20 protein-coding genes are annotated in these 22,220 nt (G+C 72.7%); 15 read left to right on the top strand and 5 right to left on the bottom strand.

Going from position 1 to position 22,220, the window contains the following annotated elements:
• Positions 1 to 138: 138 nt before the first annotated feature.
• Positions 139 to 1,284 (bottom strand): MBL fold metallo-hydrolase, encoded by a 1,146-nt coding sequence (locus ACZ4WV_RS30570; protein ID WP_465751880.1) that lies wholly within the window; start codon positions 1,282 to 1,284, stop codon positions 139 to 141.
• Positions 1,285 to 1,598: 314 nt separating this feature from the next.
• Here ACZ4WV_RS30570 and fabG point away from each other — a divergent pair, with 314 nt between their 5' ends.
• Both fabG and fabI read left to right on the top strand, forming a co-directional pair.
• Positions 1,599 to 2,318: a 3-oxoacyl-[acyl-carrier-protein] reductase gene (fabG, locus tag ACZ4WV_RS30565; protein WP_465751879.1), complete on the top strand. Its 720-nt coding sequence runs from the start codon at positions 1,599 to 1,601 to the stop codon at positions 2,316 to 2,318.
• A 2-nt stretch (positions 2,319 to 2,320) separates the two neighbouring features.
• Entirely contained in the window at positions 2,321 to 3,088 is a 768-nt protein-coding gene (gene fabI / locus ACZ4WV_RS30560) for an enoyl-ACP reductase FabI (RefSeq protein ID WP_465751878.1), read from the top strand.
• A gap of 111 nt (positions 3,089 to 3,199) precedes the next feature.
• Here the strand turns inward: fabI and ACZ4WV_RS30555 are convergent, their stop codons facing one another.
• Positions 3,200 to 3,916 carry a FadR/GntR family transcriptional regulator gene (locus tag ACZ4WV_RS30555; protein WP_465751877.1) on the bottom strand — a complete coding sequence of 239 codons (717 nt, stop codon included), beginning with the start codon at positions 3,914 to 3,916 and terminating at the stop codon, positions 3,200 to 3,202.
• A 127-nt stretch (positions 3,917 to 4,043) separates the two neighbouring features.
• On the opposite strand from ACZ4WV_RS30555, the gene ACZ4WV_RS30550 reads away from it, so the two are divergent.
• From ACZ4WV_RS30550 to ACZ4WV_RS30540, 3 genes are all read left to right on the top strand, one after another.
• Positions 4,044 to 5,342, top strand: a complete 1,299-nt coding sequence (locus tag ACZ4WV_RS30550) for an MFS transporter (protein ID WP_465751876.1) — start codon at positions 4,044 to 4,046, stop codon at positions 5,340 to 5,342.
• Between the two features lie 135 nt (positions 5,343 to 5,477).
• Positions 5,478 to 5,600: an SGM_5486 family transporter-associated protein gene (locus ACZ4WV_RS30545; RefSeq protein ID WP_465751875.1), complete on the top strand. Its 123-nt coding sequence runs from the start codon at positions 5,478 to 5,480 to the stop codon at positions 5,598 to 5,600.
• Positions 5,601 to 5,734: 134 nt separating this feature from the next.
• Positions 5,735 to 6,262 (top strand): SixA phosphatase family protein, encoded by a 528-nt coding sequence (locus ACZ4WV_RS30540; protein WP_350744616.1) that lies wholly within the window; start codon positions 5,735 to 5,737, stop codon positions 6,260 to 6,262.
• Positions 6,263 to 6,328: 66 nt separating this feature from the next.
• Here ACZ4WV_RS30540 and serB read toward each other — a convergent pair whose 3' ends face one another.
• The gene (gene serB / locus ACZ4WV_RS30535) at positions 6,329 to 7,585 is read right to left on the bottom strand and encodes a phosphoserine phosphatase SerB (protein WP_465751874.1); all 1,257 of its coding nucleotides are present in this window, start codon (positions 7,583 to 7,585) and stop codon (positions 6,329 to 6,331) included.
• Positions 7,586 to 7,808: 223 nt separating this feature from the next.
• On the opposite strand from serB, the gene ACZ4WV_RS30530 reads away from it, so the two are divergent.
• The 3 genes from ACZ4WV_RS30530 (at position 7,809) to ACZ4WV_RS30520 (ending at position 12,595) form a co-directional block, all read left to right on the top strand.
• Complete coding sequence (locus tag ACZ4WV_RS30530) at positions 7,809 to 10,394, top strand: FHA domain-containing protein (protein ID WP_465751873.1); 2,586 nt, start codon at positions 7,809 to 7,811, stop codon at positions 10,392 to 10,394.
• Positions 10,395 to 10,851: 457 nt separating this feature from the next.
• Positions 10,852 to 11,949, top strand: a complete 1,098-nt coding sequence (locus ACZ4WV_RS30525; RefSeq protein WP_465751911.1) for a GAF domain-containing sensor histidine kinase — start codon at positions 10,852 to 10,854, stop codon at positions 11,947 to 11,949.
• Complete coding sequence (locus ACZ4WV_RS30520) at positions 11,942 to 12,595, top strand: response regulator (protein ID WP_465751872.1); 654 nt, start codon at positions 11,942 to 11,944, stop codon at positions 12,593 to 12,595. Before ACZ4WV_RS30525 ends, ACZ4WV_RS30520 begins: the two co-directional genes overlap by 8 nt.
• A gap of 49 nt (positions 12,596 to 12,644) precedes the next feature.
• Here ACZ4WV_RS30520 and ACZ4WV_RS30515 read toward each other — a convergent pair whose 3' ends face one another.
• Entirely contained in the window at positions 12,645 to 13,448 is an 804-nt protein-coding gene (locus ACZ4WV_RS30515; protein WP_465751871.1) for a hypothetical protein, read from the bottom strand.
• 151 nt (positions 13,449 to 13,599) lie between these two features.
• Here ACZ4WV_RS30515 and ACZ4WV_RS30510 point away from each other — a divergent pair, with 151 nt between their 5' ends.
• The 6 genes from ACZ4WV_RS30510 (at position 13,600) to ACZ4WV_RS30485 (ending at position 19,565) form a co-directional block, all read left to right on the top strand.
• Positions 13,600 to 14,391: an ABC transporter ATP-binding protein gene (locus ACZ4WV_RS30510; protein WP_465751870.1), complete on the top strand. Its 792-nt coding sequence runs from the start codon at positions 13,600 to 13,602 to the stop codon at positions 14,389 to 14,391.
• Between the two features lie 163 nt (positions 14,392 to 14,554).
• Positions 14,555 to 14,977: an NfeD family protein gene (locus ACZ4WV_RS30505; RefSeq protein ID WP_465751869.1), complete on the top strand. Its 423-nt coding sequence runs from the start codon at positions 14,555 to 14,557 to the stop codon at positions 14,975 to 14,977.
• Positions 14,978 to 14,987: 10 nt separating this feature from the next.
• Positions 14,988 to 16,040, top strand: coding sequence for an SPFH domain-containing protein (locus ACZ4WV_RS30500; protein WP_465751868.1), 1,053 nt, complete (start codon positions 14,988 to 14,990; stop codon positions 16,038 to 16,040).
• Positions 16,041 to 16,287: 247 nt separating this feature from the next.
• Positions 16,288 to 17,046, top strand: a complete 759-nt coding sequence (locus ACZ4WV_RS30495) for a sulfite exporter TauE/SafE family protein (RefSeq protein WP_465751867.1) — start codon at positions 16,288 to 16,290, stop codon at positions 17,044 to 17,046.
• Positions 17,047 to 17,119: 73 nt separating this feature from the next.
• The gene (locus tag ACZ4WV_RS30490; RefSeq protein WP_465751866.1) at positions 17,120 to 17,425 is read left to right on the top strand and encodes a 4a-hydroxytetrahydrobiopterin dehydratase; all 306 of its coding nucleotides are present in this window, start codon (positions 17,120 to 17,122) and stop codon (positions 17,423 to 17,425) included.
• A 157-nt stretch (positions 17,426 to 17,582) separates the two neighbouring features.
• Positions 17,583 to 19,565, top strand: coding sequence for an outer membrane protein assembly factor BamB family protein (locus tag ACZ4WV_RS30485; RefSeq protein ID WP_465751865.1), 1,983 nt, complete (start codon positions 17,583 to 17,585; stop codon positions 19,563 to 19,565).
• A 99-nt stretch (positions 19,566 to 19,664) separates the two neighbouring features.
• On the opposite strand, the gene ACZ4WV_RS30480 is transcribed toward ACZ4WV_RS30485, so the two are convergent.
• Positions 19,665 to 20,180: an HNH endonuclease gene (locus ACZ4WV_RS30480; protein WP_465751864.1), complete on the bottom strand. Its 516-nt coding sequence runs from the start codon at positions 20,178 to 20,180 to the stop codon at positions 19,665 to 19,667.
• Positions 20,181 to 20,473: 293 nt separating this feature from the next.
• Between ACZ4WV_RS30480 and tyrS the strand changes: the two genes are divergently transcribed.
• Positions 20,474 to 21,742 (top strand): tyrosine--tRNA ligase, encoded by a 1,269-nt coding sequence (gene tyrS / locus ACZ4WV_RS30475; protein ID WP_465751910.1) that lies wholly within the window; start codon positions 20,474 to 20,476, stop codon positions 21,740 to 21,742.
• The last annotated feature ends 478 nt before the right edge of the window (positions 21,743 to 22,220 follow it).

The following is a 22,220-nucleotide window of genomic DNA, read 5'->3' as shown; positions in this document are numbered from 1 at the left end:
GCGGAGGGTGACGGTGCGGGTGCCCACAGGGGCGCCCGCACCGCATCATTTCCCGTCCACCGGGTTTCCGGCCAGCGCATTTCGGCCGGTGCGCTGCGGCTGAGGCCCGGTAACGCCGGCCGGCCGAGGGGGTGGCCGTCAGGAGACGGACTCCCACCAACCGTCCAGCTCCGGCGGGTTGTCCACGTCGACCCGCTCGCCGGGGCGCGGCACCGCCAGCGTGACGGCCTGGGCCTTGGCCTCCTTGAGCAGCCGCTCGATCGGCTCGGCCCACGGGTGCAGGCCCAGGTTGAAGGTGCACCAGTGGACCGGCACCAGCAGCCCGGCCCGGAGGTCGCGGTGGGCGAGGACGGCGTCCTCGGGCGTCATGTGGATGTCGGCCCAGGCCGTGTCGTACGCGCCGATCTGCACCAGGGCGGCGTCGAAGGGGCCGTGCTGCTCGCCGATCCGGCCGTAGCCCTCGAAGTAGCCGGAGTCGCCGGTGTAGAAGACCTTGCGGGTGGGGCCGGCGATCACCCAGGAGCCCCACAGGGTGGTGTTGCGGGTGAGGCCGCGGCCGGAGAAGTGGTGCGCGGAGGTGAGGGTGAGCACCAGCTCGCCCAGGGTGCAGGTCTCGTCCCAGTCCAGTTCGATGATCCGGTGCTCCGGGACGCCCCAGCGGCGCAGGTGGCCGCCGATGCCGAGCGGCACCGCGAAGGGCGCTGACTGGCTGCGCACCAGGCGCTTGACGGTGGCCATGTCGAGGTGGTCGTAGTGGTCGTGCGAGATCAGCACGGCGTCGACCGGCGGCAGTTCCTCCAGCTCGACCGGCACCGGGTGGAGCCGCTTCGGGCCGACGTGCGCGGAGGGGGAGCAGCGGTCGCTCCAGATGGGGTCGAGCAGTACGCGCGAGCCCTCGATCTCCACCAGCGCGGAGGCGTGCCCGTACCAGGTGATCTCCACGCCCTCGGCGGCCGGGCCGGTGGCGGGGGCCGGGCGGACGGTGGGCACCGGGTGGGCGGGGACACGGCCGTCGCGCTCGAACAGCATCCGGCGGACGGTGGCCGGGTCGATGCCGGGGACGTCGGTGGTGCGGGTGAGGGCCGAGGGCGCGTTGTGGAAGACGCCGTCGCGGTACTGCGGGGAGTTGCGCACCCGTTCCTCGCGCTCGCCGTCGGGGCGGCGCCCGAACGCCGCCGGGAGGTCGCGCAGCGACCAGGCGGCCGAGCCCACGGCCGCCGCGAGGGCGGTCAGGGCGAGCAGTCGTCCGCGTCGGTGGGTGCTCCCGCGCCGTTCCTTGGTCATGCGCCCTGCCTTCGTTCCTCGCCGGGACTGTTCGGGGGAGGATACGGCCGATCCCGGGTCGGCCCGCACCAGGGGGGCAACGGGTGCGCCCGCCCGTGTTGTTCCCGTACAGTCGCCCCGATCGCGGCGGCGACCCGGCCCGCGGGGCACCGACGGGAGACTCCGGGCGCTGCGGCCACGGATTGTCGGATTGCGACAGTTCCTCCGGTTCGGCGCTGTGGGAGCCCGATGCGCCGACACCGCCGACCGCCCGATAGCGTCACAGTGCGTACGCATTCCGACGTACGTGCTCACACACGGAGAGAGGTGGATCGTTGAGCCGCTCGGTTCTCGTCACCGGAGGAAACCGGGGCATCGGCCTCGCGATCGCTCAGGCCTTCGCCGAAGCGGGCGACAAGGTGGCCATCACCAGCCGCTCGGGTGAGGTGCCCGAGGCGCTGGAGAAGTACGACGTCCTGGCCGTCCGCTGCGACATCACGGACGCCGCGCAGGTCGACGCCGCCTTCACCGAGATCGAGCAGAAGCACGGCGCGGTCCAGGTGCTGGTCGCCAACGCGGGCATCACCAACGACACCCTGCTGCTGCGGATGTCCGAGGAGGACTTCACGTCCGTCCTGGACACCAACCTGACCGGCACCTTCCGGGTGGTCAAGCGCGCGTCGAAGCTGATGATGCGCGCGAAGAAGGGCCGCGTGGTGCTGATCTCCTCCGTGGTGGGCCTGACCGGCTCGCCGGGCCAGGCCAACTACGCCGCCTCCAAGGCCGGTCTGGTGGGCTTCGCCCGGTCGCTGGCGCGCGAGCTCGGCCCGCGCAACATCACCGTCAACGTGGTGGCGCCCGGCTTCGTGGACACCGACATGACCGCCGTGCTCAGCGACGAGCGCCGCGCCGAGATCGTCTCCGGTGTGCCGCTGGGCCGCTACGCGGCGCCTTCCGAGGTCGCCTCCACCGTGCGGTTCCTCGGGTCGGACGAGGCCGCGTACATCACCGGAGCCGTCATTCCCGTCGACGGCGGATTGGGCATGGGTCACTGATCATGAGTGGAATCCTCGAAGGCAAGCGGATCCTGATCACCGGTGTGCTGATGGAGTCCTCCATCGCCTTCCACGCCGCCAAGCTGGCGCAGGAGCAGGGCGCGGAGATCATCCTCACCGCCTTCCCGCGTCCGACGCTGACGGAGCGGATCGCCAAGAAGCTGCCGAAGCCGGTCAAGGTGCTGGAGCTGGACGTCTCCAACCCGGAGCAGCTGGCCGGCATCGCCGACCAGGTCCGCGAGCACCTGCCGACGCTGGACGGCATCGTCCACTCGATCGGCTTCGCGCCGCAGGACGCGCTGGGCGGCAACTTCCTGGACACCCCGTGGGAGTCCGTGGCGACGGCCATGCACGTCTCGGCGTACTCGCTGAAGTCGCTGACCATGGCGCTGCTGCCGCTGATGCAGGACGGCGGCGCGGTGGTCGGCCTGACCTTCGACGCCCAGTTCGCGTGGCCGCAGTACGACTGGATGGGCCCCGCCAAGGCCGCCCTGGAGTCGACCAGCCGTTACCTGGCGCGTTACCTGGGCGAGCGGGACATCCGCTGCAACCTGGTCTCCGCCGGTCCGCTCGGCTCGATGGCCGCCAAGTCCATCCCGGGCTTCGGCGACCTGGCCGACACCTGGAACCACCGCTCTCCGCTGAAGTGGGACCTGAGCGACCCGGAGCCGGCCGGCCGCGCCATCGTCGCGCTGCTGTCCGAGTGGTTCCCGAAGACCACCGGCGAGATCATCCACGTCGACGGCGGCCTGCACGCCATCGGCGCCTGATCCGCTGAAACCGCCGCTGCCCGGCACCCCTGTGGAGGGGTGCCGGGCAGCGGCGTTCCCGGGCCGCTTCCGGGCCGCGCGGTGTCGAGCGGGGCGGGTCGGCCTCGGTGATCAGGCCTCGGTGACCGTCCCCGTCACGGCTGCCTCCGCCGCGGCCGCCTCGGCCTTGCCGCAGGCGCCGATGGCGCGGCCGGCCTCGATCGAGGCGCGCTGGGCGTCGCCGGACCGGATGGCGTCCAGGATGCTGTCGTGGCCGATGTACCGCTCGGCGACGAGTTCGGGGCCGACGTCGTGGCGCAGGTGCGCGCGGGTGACCTCGCCGAGGTCGGCGTAGAGGGCGAGCAGCACGTCGTTGTGGGCGGCGGCGACCACGGCCTGGTGGAAGGCGGCGTCGGCCTGGATGAAGTCCTCGGCGTCGCCGGAGCGCCAGGCGGCCTCCCGACGGGCGAGTGCCGCGTCCAGCAGGTCGAGGTCACGGGCGGTGCGGCGGACGGCCGCCAGGCCCGCCGCCGAGGTCTCCAGGGCCGCCCGCAGCTCGGAGACCTGCGCCTGGTCGGCGTCGGCGAAGCGGCGGTGCATCACCCCGGCCAGCTCGCTGGTGGCGAGCACGTACGTGCCGGAGCCCTGCCGGATGTCGAGCAGCCCGTTGTGGGCGAGGGCGCGGACGGCCTCGCGGACGGTGTTGCGGGCCACCCCCAGCTGCTCGACCAGCGCGGCCTCGGTGGGGATGCGCGAGCCGACGGGCCACTCCCCGGAGGTGATCTGGGCGCGCAGCTGTGCGATCACCTGGTCGGACAGCGGGGTGCGCCTCGGCGATGACAGCGCCACGGGGGACTCCTTGCGGCTACGGGACGGGTGGGTGGGCTCTGGGGAAAGCGACCGGTGGATGAACGGTCGGCACATCATGCCAATTCCAAGGTGCATCAATTCATCCCATCATTCTATGATGGCGCCCATGCCTCCCGCAGCAGACACCACCGCCGCCTCCCCACGAACCGAAACCGGGCCGCAGACCGAGCGGCCCTCCTCCTCCGCCACATACCTGGGCTGGCTGTTCGCCGTGGCGATCGCCGCCGCCGCCTTCAACCTGCGCCCCGTGGTCACCAGCCTCGGACCGCTGCTCGACCAGGTCCGCGGCGACCTGGGAATGAACCCCACCCTCGCCGGGCTGCTCACGGCCGTCCCGTCGCTGTGCTTCGCGCTGTTCGGCTTCGCCGCGCCCGCCGCGGCCCGCAGGATCGGCCCGATCGCGGTGGTCACGGCCGGCATGGGCGCGATCGCGGCCGGCGTGCTGGCCCGCTCCTTCGCCGGCGGCACCGCGGTGTTCCTGCTGCTGACCGCCCTCGCGCTGGCCGGCGTGGCGGTCTCCAACGTGCTGCTGCCGGTGGTGATCAAGCGGTACTTCCCGGAGAAGGTCGGCCCGATGATCGGCCTCTACTCCATGGCGCTGTCCGCCGGCACCGCGCTGGCCGCCGCCGTCACCGTGCCGCTGACCAGCGCACTCGGCGGCGACTGGCGCTACGGCCTCGGCGTCTGGGCGGCCCTGGGCGCACTCGCCCTGGTGCTCTGGCTGCCGGTGCTGATCGCCAAGCGCGAGCGCGGCGACCACGCGGGCGGAGCCGCGATCCCCGCCAGGCTGCCGATCACCCGCAGCCGTACGGCCTGGGCGATGGCCTGCTTCTTCGGCCTCCAGGCCACCGGCGCCTACGTGGTGATGGGCTGGCTGCCGAAGATCTTCCAGGACTCCGGCGTCGACAAGGGCACCTCCGGGGTGCTGCTCGCGGTCACCATGGTGATCGGGGTGCCGGTCTCCTTCGTGCTGCCCAACCTGGCCGCCCGCCGCGGCGACCAGCGGCTGTTCGTGGTCGCGCTGGCCTTGTGCGGCATGGCCGGGTACGCCGGCCTGGCGCTCGCCCCGGCCGCGGCGCCGTGGGTCTGGGCCGTCCTGGTGGGGCTGTCCAACTGCGCCTTCCCGCTGGTGCTGACCATGATCGGGCTGCGCGCCCGGACCGCCGGCGGTGTGGCGCAGCTGTCCGCCTTCGCCCAGGGCGTCGGCTACCTGATCTCCATCCCGGGCCCGATCCTGATCGGCCGGCTCTACCAGGCCACCGGCCAGTGGTACGGGCCGCTGGGCTTCCTGGCGCTGCTGCTGGTGCCGCAGATGCTGGTCGGCCTGCGCGCCGCGCGGGCCCGGCACATCGAGGACGAGGCGGTCCCTCCGGCGCGGCAGGCCGCAGGACGGGCCGGGGCCTGACCGGCGGGATCTCGGCCCGGCCGGAAGGCCGGGACGCGGCCGGGAAGGTCAAGGCCCGGCCGGGAAGGTCAAGACCCGGCCAAGGCGGCGGGGCCGGGAAGGGGCGGGCGTGTTCGGGGTGGGAGAATTCCGGACATGCCCGTTCTCGACCCGAACCCCACCGACGGCCGCAAGCAACTCGGCCGCATCGCCCTCACCTTCGCCGCCATCGCGGTGCTGGTCGCGATCATCGCCACCGTCGCCGCCAAGCTGGGCTGACCACCGTCCGTACCACCGCCGTCCACCCGGTGACGCCGTGGTGAACCCGGCGCGATGGCACGCGCCACCCCGCGGAGTGGCGGCAGCCGGGGGCACCGCGCCCCCGGGCCGCTTTTCTGCCAAGCTTGCTGGGTATGAGCGCCGAAACGCCCCGCAGGATCATCGTTCTCCGCCATGCCAAGGCCGACTGGCCCAACGGCGTGGACGACCATGAGCGGCCGCTGGCCGACCGGGGCCGCCACCAGGCCCCGGACGCCGGCCGCTGGCTGGCCGACTCCGGCATCAACCCCGACTTCGTGCTCTGCTCCACCGCCCTGCGCACCCGGGAGACGTGGAAGCTGGCCGCGCACGAGCTGCCCAAGCGGGCCCGCAAGACCGTCTACGAGGAGCGGATCTACGAGGCCAGCCCCGGGGAGATCATCACCGTCCTCCAGGAGACCCCGGAGGAGTACGCCGACGTCGTGCTGGTCGGCCACAACCCGGGCGTGCTGGGCCTGACCCAGGTGCTGGCGGGCGACGCGGGCGACCGGGACGCGCTGGAGCGGCTGCGCCTCGGCGGCTTCCCGACCGCGGCGATCGCGGTGCTCAGCTTCAGCGGCTCGTGGAAGGGCGTCGAGCCGGGCGTCGCCGAGCTGGTCTCGTACCACACCCCGCAGGACTGACGTCCGGAACGGATGCGAGGGGCGCGCGGGGTGGACCCGCGCGCCCCTCGTTCACGTCCGCAGGGCTCACTCGGTCGGGGTGCCGGCGCGCACGTCGGCCGCCTCGACCTCCTCGCGGGTGATGCCCAGCAGGTAGAGCACGGTGTCCAGGAACGGCACGTTCACCGCGGTGTGGGCGGCCTCGCGCACCACCGGCTTGGCGTTGAACGCCACCCCGAGCCCGGCCGCGTTCAGCATGTCCAGGTCGTTGGCGCCGTCGCCGATCGCCACCGTCTGCTCCAGCGGCACCTTCGCCTGCTCGGCGAACCGGGCCAGCCAGCGGGCCTTGCCGGCCCGGTCCACGATCTCGCCGACCACCCGGCCGGTGAACTTCCCGTCCACCACCTCCAGGGTGTTGGCGGCCGCGAAATCCAGCCCCAGCAGCTCCACCAGGTGGTCGGTCACCTGGGTGAACCCGCCGGAGACCACCGCCACCTGGAAGCCCAGCCGCTGCAGCGTCCGGATCAGGGTCCGCGCACCCGGGGTGAGCCGGACCTCGGCGCGGACCTTGTCGGTGACCGACGCGTCCAGCCCCGCCAGCAGCGCCACCCGGGCGCGCAGCGACTCGGCGAAGTCCAGCTCGCCGCGCATCGCCGCCGCCGTGACCTCGGCGACCTGCTCCTCGCAGCCGGCGTGGGCGGCGAACAGCTCGATCACCTCGTCCTGGATGAGCGTGGAGTCCACGTCCATCACCACCAGCCGCTTGGCCCGGCGCTCCAGCCCGGCCGCCACCACCGCGACGTCCACCCGCTGGGTGGCCGCCTCCTGGGCCAGCTCCGCCCGCAGCTCCTCGGTGGCCACCCCGGAGACGGCCAGCTCGACCGCCGTCACCGGGTACTTGGCGAGCCGGAAGACACGGTCGATGTTGCCGCCGGCCGCGGTGATCCGGGAGGTCAGCGCGGAGACGGCGGAGGCCGTCAGCGGGTTGCCGAGCACCGTCACGTGCGAACGGCCCTCGCGGCGCGGCCGGTTGTCGCCGATGCCGGAGAGGATCTCGGCCTGAAGCTTCTGCTCGTCCGCCCAGCGGTGCACGGTGGCCCGCAGGCCGCCCTCGGCGCCGGGCGCGGTCGGCGGGGTGACCAGGGCACACAGCGTGATGCGGCCACGGGTGACGACCTGCTCGATGTCGATCACGTCGACGCCGAAGCCGGCCAGGGTGGCGAAGAGGCCGGCGGTGATGCCGGGACGGTCCTTGCCGAACACCTTGACGAGCAGGGTGCGCTCGTCCGCGGTCCGGGGCTGGGCGACGGGGAGGGGCTCAGCGGCCAGGGGCGATGCGTTCATGGTGAGTCCCACGCTACCCGTCGGCCACGGGCCGACGGGCACCCGTCCACCTCCCGGGACACCGGTGCGCCCCGGTCCGGTAGCAGCCTGGTCACAGTCACCCGGGGTGACTTTCACCGGCGGACGGCGGGCTGGAATGATTCCCCCCGTCAGTCAGAGGAACAGCGCACCCCCGGCCGGGGGCCACAATTCGGGGGAACCGAGAGAGCGGGGCAGGCGAGCAGTGCCGCAACTCGTCATTGAGATCAACGGACAGCAGCGGACCCTCGAGCCCGGGCGGTCCTACACCATCGGCCGCAACCCGCAGTCGGACTTCACGTTCGACGACGCCAGGGTCTCCTGGCAGCACGGGACCATCAGCTTCAACGGCAGCAGCTGGCTGCTGGACGACCACGGCAGCACCAACGGCACGTACGCGGCCGGCGCCCGCACCCTGCAGGCCCAGCTGTACCCCGGCGCCGTGGTGAACCTGGGCAACCCGGACAACGGCCCCCGACTCACCTTCTCGGCGCCCGTCACCGCGCCCGCCCCGCAGCCGTCCCCGGTGCACGACGCCGCCACCGCCCGCGGGCCCGTCCCGACGCCGCACCCGCCCGCGCCGCAGCCGGCCTGGCCGGGGCAGGACCCGTACCAGCAGCAGGCCTGGCCGGGCCAGCAGCCGCCGCAGCAGCAGTTCGTGCCGCAACAGCAGTACGCGCCCCAGCCGCAGCACGCCCCGCAGCACGGCGGCTTCCCGCAGCAGCAGGGCTTCCAGCCGGCGCCGCAGCCCGTGGACGGCGGCGGCCCTCAGCCCACGGTGATCCGCAACCTGACGGCCGGCATGCGCACCGTCAAAATCGGCCGCGCGCTGGACAACGACGTCGTGGTCTCCGACCTCCAGGTCTCCCGCCACCACGCCGAGCTGCGCCAACTGCCGGATGGCCGCTACGAGATCGTCGACCTCGGCAGCCACAACGGCATCTTCCTCAACGGCCAGCGGGTCCAGCGTCAGCTGATGGGCCCGCAGGACCGGCTGACCGTCGGCCACTCCAGCTTCGTCCTGGTCGGCGACCAGCTGCAGGAGTTCGTCGACACCGGCGCGGTCTCCTTCTCCGCCCGCCACCTCACCGTCGAGGTCGAGCACAAGGGCGCCAAGAAGATCCTGCTCAACGACGTCAGCTTCGGCGTCCCGGAGAAGTCCCTGGTCGCCGTCATCGGCCCGTCCGGCTCCGGCAAGTCGACCCTGCTGCGCGCCCTCACCGGCTACCGCCCGGCCGACCGCGGCGAGGTGCTGTACGACGGCCGCAACCTCTACAAGCAGTTCGCCGAACTCCGCTCCCGCATCGGCCTGGTGCCGCAGTCGGAGATCCTGCACCGCGAGCTGACCGTCCGCTCCGGCCTCAAGTACGCGGCCCGGCTGCGCTTCCCCGGTGACACCGAGGCCAGCGAGCGCGCGGCCCGGATCGACGAGGTGCTGTACGAGCTGCGCCTGGACAAGCGCGCGGACAACAAGATCACCGCGCTCTCCGGCGGTCAGCAGAAGCGCGTCTCGGTCGCCCTGGAGCTGCTCACCAAGCCCTCGCTGATCTTCCTGGACGAGCCCACCTCCGGCCTCGACCCGGGCATGGACCGCGAGGTCATGCAGATGCTGCGCGGTCTGGCCGACGACGGCCGCACGATCCTGGTCGTCACCCACTCGGTGGCCGAACTCGCCCTGTGCGACCGGCTGCTGGTGATGGCGCCGGGCGGCTCGGTGGCCTACTTCGGCCCGCCGGACGAGGCACTGCACTTCTTCGGGTACGAAACCTGGGCGGACGTCTTCCAGGCCTTCGAGAACTACCCGGACCACGACTGGGCCGGCCGCTACCGCGGATCCGTGCACTACCAGCAGTACTCCGCCCCGACCGTCGAGGCGGGCGAGGTCCAGCACGCCCAGGTCTCCCAGGAGGCGATCCGCCCGCCCAAGCCGCAGAGCTGGGGTTCGCAGCTGTGGACCCTGATGCGGCGCTACATGTCGGTGCTCGCCTCGGACCGAGGCTTCCTGGCGCTGTCGGTGCTGCTGCCCGCGGTCATCGGCGCCGTCAGCGTGCTGATCCCCAACGAACCGGGGCTCGCGCCCAACCCCAAGACGCAGCTCCACCTCAACAACGGGGCCGCGACGATCATGCTGATCCTGGCGATCGGCGCGTGCTTCTCCGGCGCGGCCAACTCCGTCCGCGAGTTGATCAAGGAGCGGGCGATCTACGAACGGGAACGGGCCACCGGCCTGTCCCGCTCGGCCTACATGATGTCCAAGATCATCGTCCTGGGCATCTTCTCGGTGATCCAGGGCGCGATCATCTCCGCCGTCGGCTTCCTGCCGCGCAAGCTCCCCGAGCACGGGCTGATCGTCAAGGACCTGCCGATCATCGAGATGACCATCGGCATGATCCTGCTGAGCTTCGCCGCGATGATGTTCGGCCTGATGATCTCCGCGCTGGTCAAGACCGCCGAGAAGACCATGCCGCTGCTGGTCATGTTCGCCATCGTCCAGGTCGTCTTCACCGGCTGCCTCTTCCAGATCTTCGGCAAGCCCGGCCTGGAACAGGTCGCCTGGCTGATGCCGGCCCGCTGGGGCACCGGCATCGTCTCCACCACGCTCGACCTGTCACACCTGATGGGCCCCTGGAACAAGGACTTCCAGAACCCCGAGTACGACCCGCTGTGGACGCACTCCATCGCCCAGTGGTCGATCGACGCCGGCGTGCTGATCGCCATCGCCGTCGTGATCGGCGTGATCGTGACCCGGCTCCAGCGCCGGCACGAGCCGGAGGTCATGCAGAAGGGCTGACGGCCCGCCGCTGATCGGGCGCTCCCTCCGCACTCGGGGGGGAGCGCCCTTCTGTTATTCGCCTGCTCGCCTCCGGGGCTGCTATTCGCCCGCTCGCCTCCGGGGCTGCTATTCGCCCGCTCGCCTCCGGGGCGCTCTGACCCGGTGCCGACGGTCGGCGCTCCAAGGCCTCGTTCCTCGGGCCTCCTCGCTTCTTCCTTTCGGCACCGGCGCGCCCCTTCGGCTCGGGGCGGGGCGGGGTGGGCCCCGCGGCCTAGGTCTGGGGACCTGGGCCCGGGGCGGCCGGGGACGGACGCGGGGGCGCTCACGGCGGCGGTAGTTTGGCGGTATGCCCAGCACGACCGGTGACGACCGGACCCCCGCCGGCCCGCCGCCCGCCTGCGACCCGCTGACCGGGGCCGATGCCGCCTGCGACCCGCTGGCCGGCATCGAGGCCGTCAGCCGGGCCCTGCTAGCGATGAGCCGCCACCTGGAGGTCCGCGAGGTGCTGCGCCGCATCACCGCCTCCGCCCGGGAGCTGCTCGGCGCCGAGTACGCCGCCCTCGGCGTGCCCGACGACCACGGCGGCTTCGCCCAGTTCGTCGTCGACGGCGTCACCGACGAGCAGTGGCGGGCGATCGGCCCGCTGCCCCGTCAGCACGGCGTGCTCGCCGAGATGCTGCACGAGACCGGCCCCACCCGGCTCGCCGACGTCCGCAAGGCCCCCGCCTTCGAGGGCTGGCCCAGCGCCCACCCCGACATGGACGCCTTCCTCGGCATGCCGATCCTGGACGGCGAGGCCGCCGAGGACGAACCCCAGGTGATGGGCGTCATCTTCCTCGCCAACAAGCGCGGCGGCGGCCTGTTCACCGACCACGACGAGGAACTGCTGCGGATCCTCGCCGCCCACGCCGCCCTCGCGCTCTCCAACGCCCGGCTGTACGAACGCAGCCGCGAACTCACCCTGGCCGGCGAACGCGCCCGGATCGCCCACGACCTGCACGACGCCGTCTCGCAGAAGCTCTTCTCGCTGCGGCTGACCGCCAAGGCCGCCGCCAAGCTCGTCGACCGCGACCCGGTCCGCGCCCGCGCCGAACTCGCCGAGGTCGCCCGGCTCGCCGCCGAGGCCGCCGACGAACTGCGCGCCGTCGTGGTCGAACTGCGTCCCGCCGCCCTGGAGGAGGACGGGCTGAGCGCCACCCTCGCCTCCCAGGTGAAGCTCCTCGACCGGGCGCACACCGCCGACGTCGCCTTCACCGCCGACGGCGTGCGCGCCCTGCCGCCCGCCCAGGAGGCCGCGCTGCTGCGGGTCGCCCAGGAGGCGCTGCACAACGCGCTGCGCCACTCCGGTGCCGGCCGGGTCACCGTCACCCTGGCCGGGACGCCCGCGCGGGGCGCCCTGCTGCGGGTGCGCGACGACGGGCGCGGCTTCGACCCGGAGTCCGTCCGCCGGGCCGGCCGCCACCTCGGCCTTGCCTCGATGCGCGACCGCGCGGCCGCCGTCGGCGGCACGCTCACCCTGGAGTCCGCCCCCGGCAAGGGGACGCTCGTCGAGATGGAGGTCCCCGGTGCCTGACAGCACGCCGTCGATCCGCGTCCTGCTGGTCGACGACCACCAGGTGGTCCGCCGCGGGCTGCGCACCTTCCTGGAGGTCCAGGACGACATCGAGGTGGTCGGGGAGGCCGCCGACGGGGCCGAGGGCGTCGAGCGCGCCCGCGAACTCGACCCGGACGTCGTCCTGATGGACCTCAAGATGCCCGGCGTCGACGGCATCGAGGCGCTGCGCGCCCTCAAGGAGGAGGGCAGGCGGGCCCGGGTCCTGATCGTCACCAGCTTCACCGAGCACCGCACGGTGGTCCCCGCGCTGCGGGCCGGCGCCGCCGGCTACGTCTACAAGGACGTGGACCCGGAGGCGCTGGCCGGAGCGATCCGCTCGGTGCACGCCGGCCACGTGCTGCTCCAGCCCGAACTGGCCGAGGCGCTGCTCTCCGACGACGGCCCGCGCGCCCCGCAGGGCCGCGGCGGCACCCTCACCGAGCGCGAGCGCGAAGTGCTCGGCCACATCGCGGACGGCCGCTCCAACCGGGAGATCGCCCGCAGCCTGCACCTGTCGGAGAAGACGGTGAAGACCCACGTCTCCAACATCCTGATGAAGCTGGACCTCGCCGACCGCACCCAGGCCGCGCTGTGGGCCGTCCGCAACGGCGAGGCCGGCGCCTGAGCGCCCGGGGCCCCGACGGCCAGGCCGGCACCTGACCGCCGAGGCCCTGCTAGCGGTCCTCGCGCTCGTCCACCAGGGCGTTGTAGGCGGCGACCTGGGCGCGCCGGGCGGTGCGCCACAGCGGGGCCAGGACGGAGCGGCGGGCCGCCATCTCGGAGGCGCTCACGGCCGCGCCGTGGCCGCCCGAGGCGATCGACAGCAGGGCGGACACCTGCCGGGCCGACTCCAGCACCCGGACCGCCCGCGGCGGATAGCCGGGGGCGAGCAGCTCGGCGTCGCCCCGGCGGCGGTAGACCTCGAGGGCGCGCAGCGCCTCCGGATCGGCGCCCGCCACGTCGAGCCGGGTGAGCAGGACGGTCGCCTCGCGCAGCCCCTCCGCGAGCTCGCGCTCCGCCTCGTGCAGCGAGGGCACGTCGGCCGGAGGGAGGTCCTCGACCACGCCGCAGCGCCACAGCACGGTGGCCGAGCGGTCCCCCTCCGGGCCGAACACCGTGATCTCCGGCACCAGGCCGAGCGGCGCACCCACCGCGAGCACGGCCTCCCCGGCCGCCAGGGCGCGCTCGTTGAAGGCCGCCGGCCCGGTCAGTCCCAGCGGGTGCCCGGCCGAGGGCAGCGCCAGACGCAGGCCCTTCACCCCGAGCACCCGCAGCCGGCCCAGCGCCCAGGTCAGTCCGTGCTGCTCGCCCGGTTCGTCCCCGGGCAGTCCGGTCACCCGGTGGCCCTCGTCGGCGCCCAGGACGGCCGTGGCGGCGTCGTCGGGCGGCACCAGGCCGCTGAGCAGGGCGTTGCCCCAGGCGGTCAACCGCCCCGAACGGGGCTCTTGGTACGGATTGTCGGCAGGTGTCGCGAGCATCCGGCCAGCCTACGGAATCGGCGGTCATCCGCGTGGCGTAGGTTTGCCCATGCGTGTGCGGCGCACCCACCCGTGCCCCCCGGCTGCCGGAGTAGGCTCGCCGCCCGCACCGACGGCCGAGATTTTCGTGTGTATTGGGGAAGGCGTAGGCATGAGCGACGTGCTGGAGCTGGTGGACGTATCCGTGGTGCGGGAGGGGCGCGCGCTGGTCGACCAGGTCTCGTGGTCCATCTCCGAGGGTGAGCGCTGGGTCATCCTGGGCCCGAACGGCGCCGGCAAGACGACCCTGCTGCAGATCGCCTCCTCGTACCTGTTCCCGACCTCGGGCAAGGTCTCGGTGCTGGGCGAGAAGCTGGGTGAGATCGACGTCTTCGAACTGCGCTCCCGGATCGGCCTGGCCGGCGCCGCCATGTTCGACAAGCTGCCGGCCGAGCAGACCGTCCTGCAGACGGTGCTCACCGCCGCCTACGGCATGACGGTCAGCTGGCAGGAGACCTACGAGCAGTCCGACGAGTCCCGCGCCCTCGCCCTGCTCGACCGGATGGGCATGGCCACCCTGACCGGCCGCAAGTTCGGCACCCTCTCCGAGGGCGAGCGCAAGCGCACCCTGATCGCCCGCGCCCTGATGACCGACCCCGAGCTGCTGCTGCTCGACGAGCCCGCGGCCGGCCTGGACCTCGGCGGCCGCGAGGACCTGGTCCGCCGGCTCGGCGCGCTCGCCCAGGACGAGTTCGCCCCCGCCATGGCGATGGTCACCCACCACGTCGAGGAGATCGCCCCCGGCTTCACCCACGTCCTGATGATCCGCCAGGGCAAGGTGCTCACCGCCGGTCCGATCGACACCGAGCTGACCGCCCGCAACCTCTCCAAGTGCTTCGGCCTGCCGCTTACCCTGGAGCGCCACGGCGACCGCTGGTCGGCCCAGGGCCTGCCGCTGGGCTGAGGCGCCGTCCGGTGACGGCCTGACCACTCGTCCGTCCGCACCCGTCCGATAGTCGTCCATGACGTGAGGGCCGCCGGAACCGGTCGCACGTGCGACCGGTTTCCGCCCCTCCACCTGCGGGAACTGTCCGCCTCGAAGGCCCTTCGCTCCCTAGGATGGACATGTGGACAGCTGGATCTGGTGGCTCTTGGCCGCCGCAGCGCTCGGCATACCGCTGGTGCTCACCGCGGTGCCCGAGTTCGCCATGTTCGCGATCGGTGCCCTGGCGGCGGCCGGCGTGGCCGGGCTCGGCGGGGGAGTGGTCCTGGAGACCCTGACCTTCATCGCGGTCTCGGTCGGACTGGTCGTCTTCGTCGGTCCGATCGCGCGGCGGCAGCTGCGGAAGGGCGGTCAGGTCAAGATGGGCATCGAGGCGCTGCACGGCGCCACCGCGGTCGTCGCGGAAACCGTCGACGGGGAGGGCGGGCGGATCAAGCTCAACGGCGAGATCTGGTCGGCCCGCGCGCTCAATCCGGACAGCGTGTACCAGCCGGGTCAGAAGGTCGACGTCGTCGAAATCCAGGGCGCGACCGCCCTGGTCGTCTAGGGGAGAGTCCGTGGAACCCGTCCTTATCGTTTTGGTCGTCCTGGTCGTGGTGGCCTTCATCGCGCTGATCAAGACGATCCAGGTCATCCCGCAGGCCAGCGCCGCGATCGTGGAGCGCTTCGGCCGCTACACCCGGACGCTCAACGCAGGGCTGAACATCGTCGTCCCGTTCATCGACCGCGTCCGCAACCGGATCGACCTGCGCGAGCAGGTCGTGCCGTTCCCGCCGCAGCCGGTGATCACCCAGGACAACCTGGTGGTCAACATCGACACTGTCATCTACTACCAGGTCACCGACCCCCGGGCGGCGACCTACGAGGTCGCCAGCTACATCCAGGCGATCGAGCAGCTGACCGTCACCACGCTGCGCAACATCATCGGCTCGATGGACCTGGAGTCCACCCTGACCTCGCGCGAGGTCATCAACGCCGGCCTGCGCGGCGTCCTGGACGAAGCCACCGGCAAGTGGGGCATCCGGGTCAACCGCGTCGAGCTGAAGGCGATCGAGCCGCCGACCTCCATCCAGGACTCGATGGAGAAGCAGATGCGCGCCGACCGTGACAAGCGCGCCGCGATCCTCACCGCCGAGGGCCAGCGCCAGGCGCAGATCCTCAAGGCGGAGGGTGAGAAGCAGGCCGAGGTGCTCAAGGCCGAGGGTGAGGCCCAGGCCGCGGTGCTGCGCGCCGACGGTGAGGCGGCCGCGATCCGGACGGTCTTCGAGGCCATCCACGACGGTGACGCCGACCAGAAGCTGCTCGCCTACCAGTACCTGCAGACCCTGCCCGAGCTGGCCAAGGGCGACTCCAACAAGCTCTGGATCATTCCCAGCGAGGTCGGCGACGCGCTCAAGGGCCTCGGCGGTGCCTTCAACGGGCTGACCGGCAACGGCGGCGCCAATGGTGGTGGCACGGTCGCGGCGCCGAGCGTTCCGCCGGCGGCTCCGGCGGCCACCCAGGTCCCGCTCGACCCGGCGACCGGGCCGCGGCCGGTGGACGTCGAGAAGGGTGCCGCCCGGCCGCGGGTCGACCCGGCGCGGGAGTACCGCAAGATCGACCCCGAGTGATGTGACCGACGGCGTCCGGTGGAGGGCCCGCTGCCTGGTGGCGGCGGGCCCGCGGCGTGTTCGGGCGGGCGTCGGGGCGGCCGGGACGGCGGGGCGGCGGCGGTCGGGGCGTCGGGGCGGCGGCGCGGCCGGGGTAGCCGTGGTGCCCGGCGCTGTGGCGTACGTCCCGAATGATGGGCGGCCCTGGTCCGGCCGGTGCGGGGTCCGGCATGATCGCTTCGGACAGGACCGCGAGGAGAGGTGATCCATGACGCTCTGGGAGGCGATCGCCGTCCTGGTGGCCGGCGTCGGCGCCGGGATGATCAACGTGATCGTCGGCTCCGGCACCCTGATCACCTTCCCGGTCCTGCTCGCCGTCGGCATCCCGCCGGTCACCGCCAACGTCTCCAACTCCTTCGGCCTGGTGCCCGGTTCGCTCAGCGGCGTGATCGGCTACCGCCGCGAACTGGCCGGCCAGGGGCGCCGGCTACGGCGGATGGGCACCGCCTCGCTGCTCGGCGGCCTGCTCGGCGCACTGCTGCTGACCAAGCTGCCCAGCGGAGCGTTCGACGCGATCGTCCCGGCGCTGATCCTGCTCGCCCTCGTCCTGGTGGTGATCCAACCGCGGGTGGCCAAGGCCGTCGCCGCCCGCCGCCGCCCCGGCGGCGACCCGGACGGCAGCACGGTGCTGCTGGCCGGGGTGTTCCTCACCGGCATCTACGGCGGCTACTTCGGCGCCGCGCAGGGCGTCCTGCTGATGGCCCTGATGGGCATGCTGCTCCAGGAGGAGCTGCAGCGGATCAACGCGGTGAAGAACGCACTGGCGCTGATCGTCAACGGCGTCGCCGCGCTGTTCTTCTTGTTCACCGCGACCGTCGACTGGACGGCCGCCGGGCTGATCGCGGTCGGCTCACTGGTCGGCGGCCTGCTCGGGGCCAAGGTCGGCCGCCGTCTCCCGCCGGCCGCGCTGCGCGGGGTCATCGTGGTGGTGGGGCTCGCGGCCGTCACCAAGCTGCTGGTGAGTTGACAGGGCGTCAGGCACTCCGATCAGTAGGCTGGCCCGGTTCGCACCTCGACCGACGACCAACGGGAGCGCACCGGTGAACAGCAGGGCACGGCTGAGCGAGGACGAGATCACGGAGGCCCTGGCGGCCCTTCCGCAGTGGACCCGGGAGGGCGACAGCATCGCCCGCAGCGCGGACGCCCCCGACTTCCCGGCGGCGGTCCGGGTGGTGGACGCCGTCGCCGAACAGGCCGAGGCGCTCGACCACCACCCCGACATCGACATCCGCTGGCGCACCCTGCGGTTCGTCCTCTCCACCCACAGCGCCGGCGGGCTCACCGGCCTGGACTTCACCCTCGCCGCCCGGATCGACGAGGCCCTGCGCGCCGAGTCGGCGGTCTGAGGGCTGCGCCCGCGCCGCGTCGGGGGCCCGGGCTGGGCACCCGGGCTGGGCACCCGGACATGCCACTCGACCGGGGCACTCGGACAGGGCACTCGGGCGGGCGTGAGATGCTGACTGCCGCAATCGGCAGGCGGCGGGGGCTGGAGGGGACGGAACGATGGCACAGGAGCCCTTCGGAGACGCCCACGCCCCGCACCAGTGGTACCCCCAGGGGGCCTACCACGAGGAGCCGCAGCCGCAGCCGCAGCCGCAGCTACAGCCGCACGGGCAGTGGCAGCAGGCGCCGCAGTACGACGGTCATCCGTACGACCAGAAGCCCTACGACGCCCCGTACGGGCAGCCGTACGGCCAGCAGATCGAACAGCAGGTCGAACAGCAGGGTGGCTACGGCCCGACGGGGTACGTCGAGGGCGGGTACGGGCAGGCGGGCTACGCCGAGGCCGGGTACGGCCAAGGACCGTACGGCGACCAGGGCCAGTACCAGCCGTACCAGCAGCCGTACCCGGAGTACGGGCAGCAGGCGTACGCCGCCCCGCACCAGGAGCAGCAGCCGCAGCAGCAGCAGCCGGCGGAGGACGCGCTGTACGTTCCGGCGGGCGTCGAGTACTCGGCCGACGGCTACGTGCAGCTCGAGGAGTCCCCGGCGGAGTCCGAGTCGGCCCCGGCGCAGGCCCCGGCCGAGGCCGCCGCTTCGCCGCGCGCCGCTCGTCGGGGCGCGCGTGGTGGTGCCGGGAGCTCGGGCGCGGCCGGCTCGGGCTCCGGCAGGCCGTCCGGCTCCGGCGCGTCCCTGGTGGCCAAGGCGCGGGCGGCCGCGGACGCCGTGCTGGCGGGCGAACACGTGCCCAGCCGCCGGGCGCTGATGGTGCGGGCCGGCGCCGGGGTGGCCGCGCTCGGGGTGCTGATAACGGCCGCGCTGACGGTCGGCGCCGAGGGCGGCGGCAGCGCGTCCGCGACCGGCAGTGGCGAGCCCGGCTTCTCGGTGGCGCACACCAAGGCCTGGTCGGCGCAGCCTGCGGCCGCCACCCAGGGCGGCGACGACACGCTGGTCGGCAGCTGGTTGCTGGCCGACGCGGTGGTCCGGGCCGACGGCACCGGCGTGCACGCCTACGACCGGACGGCGGGCAAGCCGACCTGGTCGGTCGAGCCCCCGGCGGCCGGGGCCGTCCCGTGCGGGCTGTCTGCGGGCGTGAACCCGGCCGGGCTGGGCGCCGCGCTGTTCCGGCCGCAGGCCGACCCGAAGAGCCCCTGCACGCTGGTCGCCGCCGTGGACACCAAGACCGGAAAGACCGCCTGGACCAAGACCGTCTCGGACACCAAAGGCGCCTACGCCGCGCAGATCGGTGTCACCGAGGAGAAGGTGATCGCGGTGGGCGACGACCGCGCGGTCGCCTGGGACGCGGCCGACGGCAAGGACGTCTGGCAGTACACCGGGCAGGGCAAGTTCTGCACCCTGTCCGGCGGCGTCAGCGGAAAGACCGTGCTGGTCGCCTCCTCCTGCGCCGACTCCACCCCCGCCGACCAGGCCGTCGCGCTGAACACCACGGACGGCAAGGTCTCCTGGTGGCGGGGCCTTAACAACCAGCCGAAGACGGTGACGGTGCTCTCCGCCGAGCCGGCCGTCGTGCTCACCACCGGCGCCAAGCCCGAGGACGACCGGGTGTTCGCCTGGGGCGGCTCCGGCGATCCGGCCGCCGAAATCCCGGTGGTCACCGACGGCGGCCGGCTGGACGTCGCCCGCGGTACGTTTTCGGCCACTCCGAACGTCTTCTTCGACGGCCGCACGATGGTCGCCACCCTCACCCCGGCGAACGGCGGCGGGCCGGTGTCCGTGGCCGGGTACGACCTGGACACCGGCAAGCAGCGCTGGAAGGCGCCCACCGCCGCCAAGGGCGCCGTACGGGCGGTCGGCATCGACGGCGGCTCGCTGGTGCTGGCCGCCGACGAGCGCCGCGACCAGCCCGCCCGCCTCGGCCGCTTCCCGCTGGCAGGCGGCCAGGAGGCGGTCGGCGGCAACTTTCCGCCCGGCACCGGCTCGCTGCTGGTCTCCGGGCGGGTCGTGATCGGCGGCGGGCAGGTGGTCGTGATTCCCGAGCACTCGACCAACTTCGGCACTGCGGCGGGCTACCAGGCGAAGGGCTGAGCCGGCGGTAGCCCTCGCCCGACAGCCCACCGCGAGGGGCCAGGCCATCGAGGGAGGCCAGGCCATCGAGGGGGCCAGCCGCCGAGCGTCGTCGGAGGGTTACGCCGCCGGCACGGCCGGCAGCCAGTCGGCGAGCTCCCGGACCTCCGAGCCGCGCAGCCCCAGCGCCAGCATCAGGGTGGCCTGGGGCGTCGGCACGAACGGCCGCCGCAGCAGTTTCATCCCCGCCTGCTCCGGCGTGCGGTCGGCCTTGCGCTGGTTGTCCTCCGCGCAGGCGGCCACCGTGTTCATCCAGCTGTCCGCGCCACCGCGCGACCTCGGCTGCAGGTGGTCCACCGTGGTGGCCCGGCGTCCGCAGTACGCGCACAGGTGCTGGTCCCGCGCCAGGACACCCCGCCTCGACCACGGCGCCTGTTGTCGGAACGGCACTCGTACGTACCGTTGCAGTCTGATCACCCGGGGCACCGGGACGGCCACGCCCGTCCCCCGGATCGAGCGCAGGGGATGCGCCTGTTCCACCACCGCCTTGTCCTGGAGCACCAGGACGACGGCGCGCTGGAGCGACACCGTCGTCAGGGGCTCGTAGCTCGCGTTCAGAACCAGCGTGTTGCGCACTGGGCACACCCTTCCCGCGGGCGTGCCACGGCGGCACGACCGTCTCCACACACGTCACTGCCGCCGCACGGCGGTGAACCCACTCTGAATGGGCCCCCAGCCGACGAACAACGGAATTTCCGGTATCGCGGAGGCGCCCCGGGGGAGCGGGCCGCTCGCCCCGCCCGGCGCCTCGGGGAAACTCGCTGGCCGGGACCGCGTAGGCTCTATCAGGCTGGAGTCGTACCGGACCCGGGGCCCGACCGAATCGGGCCGACGCCGGGCGGGCGCCCGATAGAAGGAGAAGCGTGACCGTGACGGACATCGTCGACGAGCTGCGGTGGCGTGGGCTGATCGCCCTGTCCACCGACGAGGACGCACTGCGCAAGGCGTTCGCGGACGGCCCGGTCACGTTCTATTGCGGCTTCGACCCGACAGCCCCCAGCCTGCACCTCGGGAACCTGGTGCAGATCCTCACCATGCGCCGGATCCAGCAGGCGGGGAACCTGCCGCTCGGCCTGGTCGGCGGCGCCACGGGCCTGATCGGCGACCCGAAGCCGACCGCGGAGCGCGTGCTGAACGACCCGGAGACGGTGGCCGGCTGGGTCGAGCGGCTGCGTGGCCAGATCTCGCGCTTCCTCGACTTCGACGGCCCGTACGCGGCGCGCATGGTCAACAACCTGGACTGGACTTCCGGGATGTCGGCGATCAGCCTGCTCCGTGACGTCGGCAAGTACTTCCGCGTGAACAACATGATCGCCAAGGAGGCCGTCGCCCGGCGGCTGAACTCCGACGCGGGCATCAGCTACACCGAGTTCAGCTACCAGATCCTCCAGGGCATGGACTACCTGGAGCTGAACCGGCGCTACGGCTGCACCCTGCAGACCGGCGGCAGCGACCAGTGGGGCAACCTCACCGCCGGCACCGACCTGATCCGCAAGGCCGACGGCAAGTCCGTGCACGCGCTGGCCACGCCGCTGATCGTCAAGGCCGACGGCACCAAGTTCGGCAAGACCGAGTCCGGCACGGTCTGGCTCGACCCCGAGCTGACCACCCCGTACGCCTTCTACCAGTTCTGGCTGAACGCGGACGACCGGGACGTCTCCAACTTCCTGCGGATCTTCAGCTTCCGCTCGAAGGAGGAGATCGAGGAACTGGAGCGGGAGACCGCCGAGCGCCCGGCCGCCCGCCTCGCCCAGCGCGCGCTGGCCGAGGAGCTCACCACGCTGGTGCACGGCGCCGAGCAGTACGAGCGCGCGGTCGCCGCGTCCAAGGCGCTGTTCGGCCAGGGAGATCTCGCCGACCTGGAGGCCCCGACCCTGGCCGCCGCCCTGGCCGAGGTCCCGAAGGCCGAGGTGGCCGAACTCCAGCCGGTGGTGGACCTGTTGGTCGCCGTCGGCCTGGCGCCGAGCCGCTCGGCCGCCCGCCGGACGATCAAGGAGGGCGGTGCCTACCTCAACAACGTCAAGGTGACGGACGAGGAGGCGGTGCCCACTGAGGCCGACCTGCTGCACGGCCGGTGGCTGGTGCTGCGCCGCGGCAAGCGCAACCTGGCGGCGGCGGAGCTCGTCACGGCCGGCTGATCGCCGCCCGGCCGGGCGGCGCCCGACGGGCTCGCAGTTGATCAACTGGCCGAAAATGTACCCGCTGTGACCTGCGGTTTTGAGCCCCGAGGGCCGGATCTGGACAGATCCGGCCCTCGGTGTTTGACGATGTCCTCCAGGTGGCCTAGTGTTGAACGAGTCGCTGGAGCGGCCATCCCTCGTAGCGCGTCCCCCTCTCACCTCGATGCCCATTCGGTTGGGTTGGTCGGCGTTTTCGTCGACCGGGCGTGAGGGTGAATTTCGAGCGAAGCTCGGAATGCGCTAACGTGGTGGTCGTCGCAGAAAGCGGCCCCAGCCAGTTCGGGAAATCGGATGAATGAAGTTCCGGAAAGCGGAGCGGAAAACGTCTGATAAGCTGGAAAACGAAAGAACGAAGCGCCCGGAGGGCCCGCTGGAAGGCGGTCCGAAGGAAGTGTCCGTTCCTTGAGAACTCAACAGCGTGCCAAAAGTCAACGCC

Source organism: Kitasatospora sp. NPDC029312, assembly GCF_055569215.1.
This window is presented reverse-complemented; position numbering and strand designations above follow the sequence as displayed.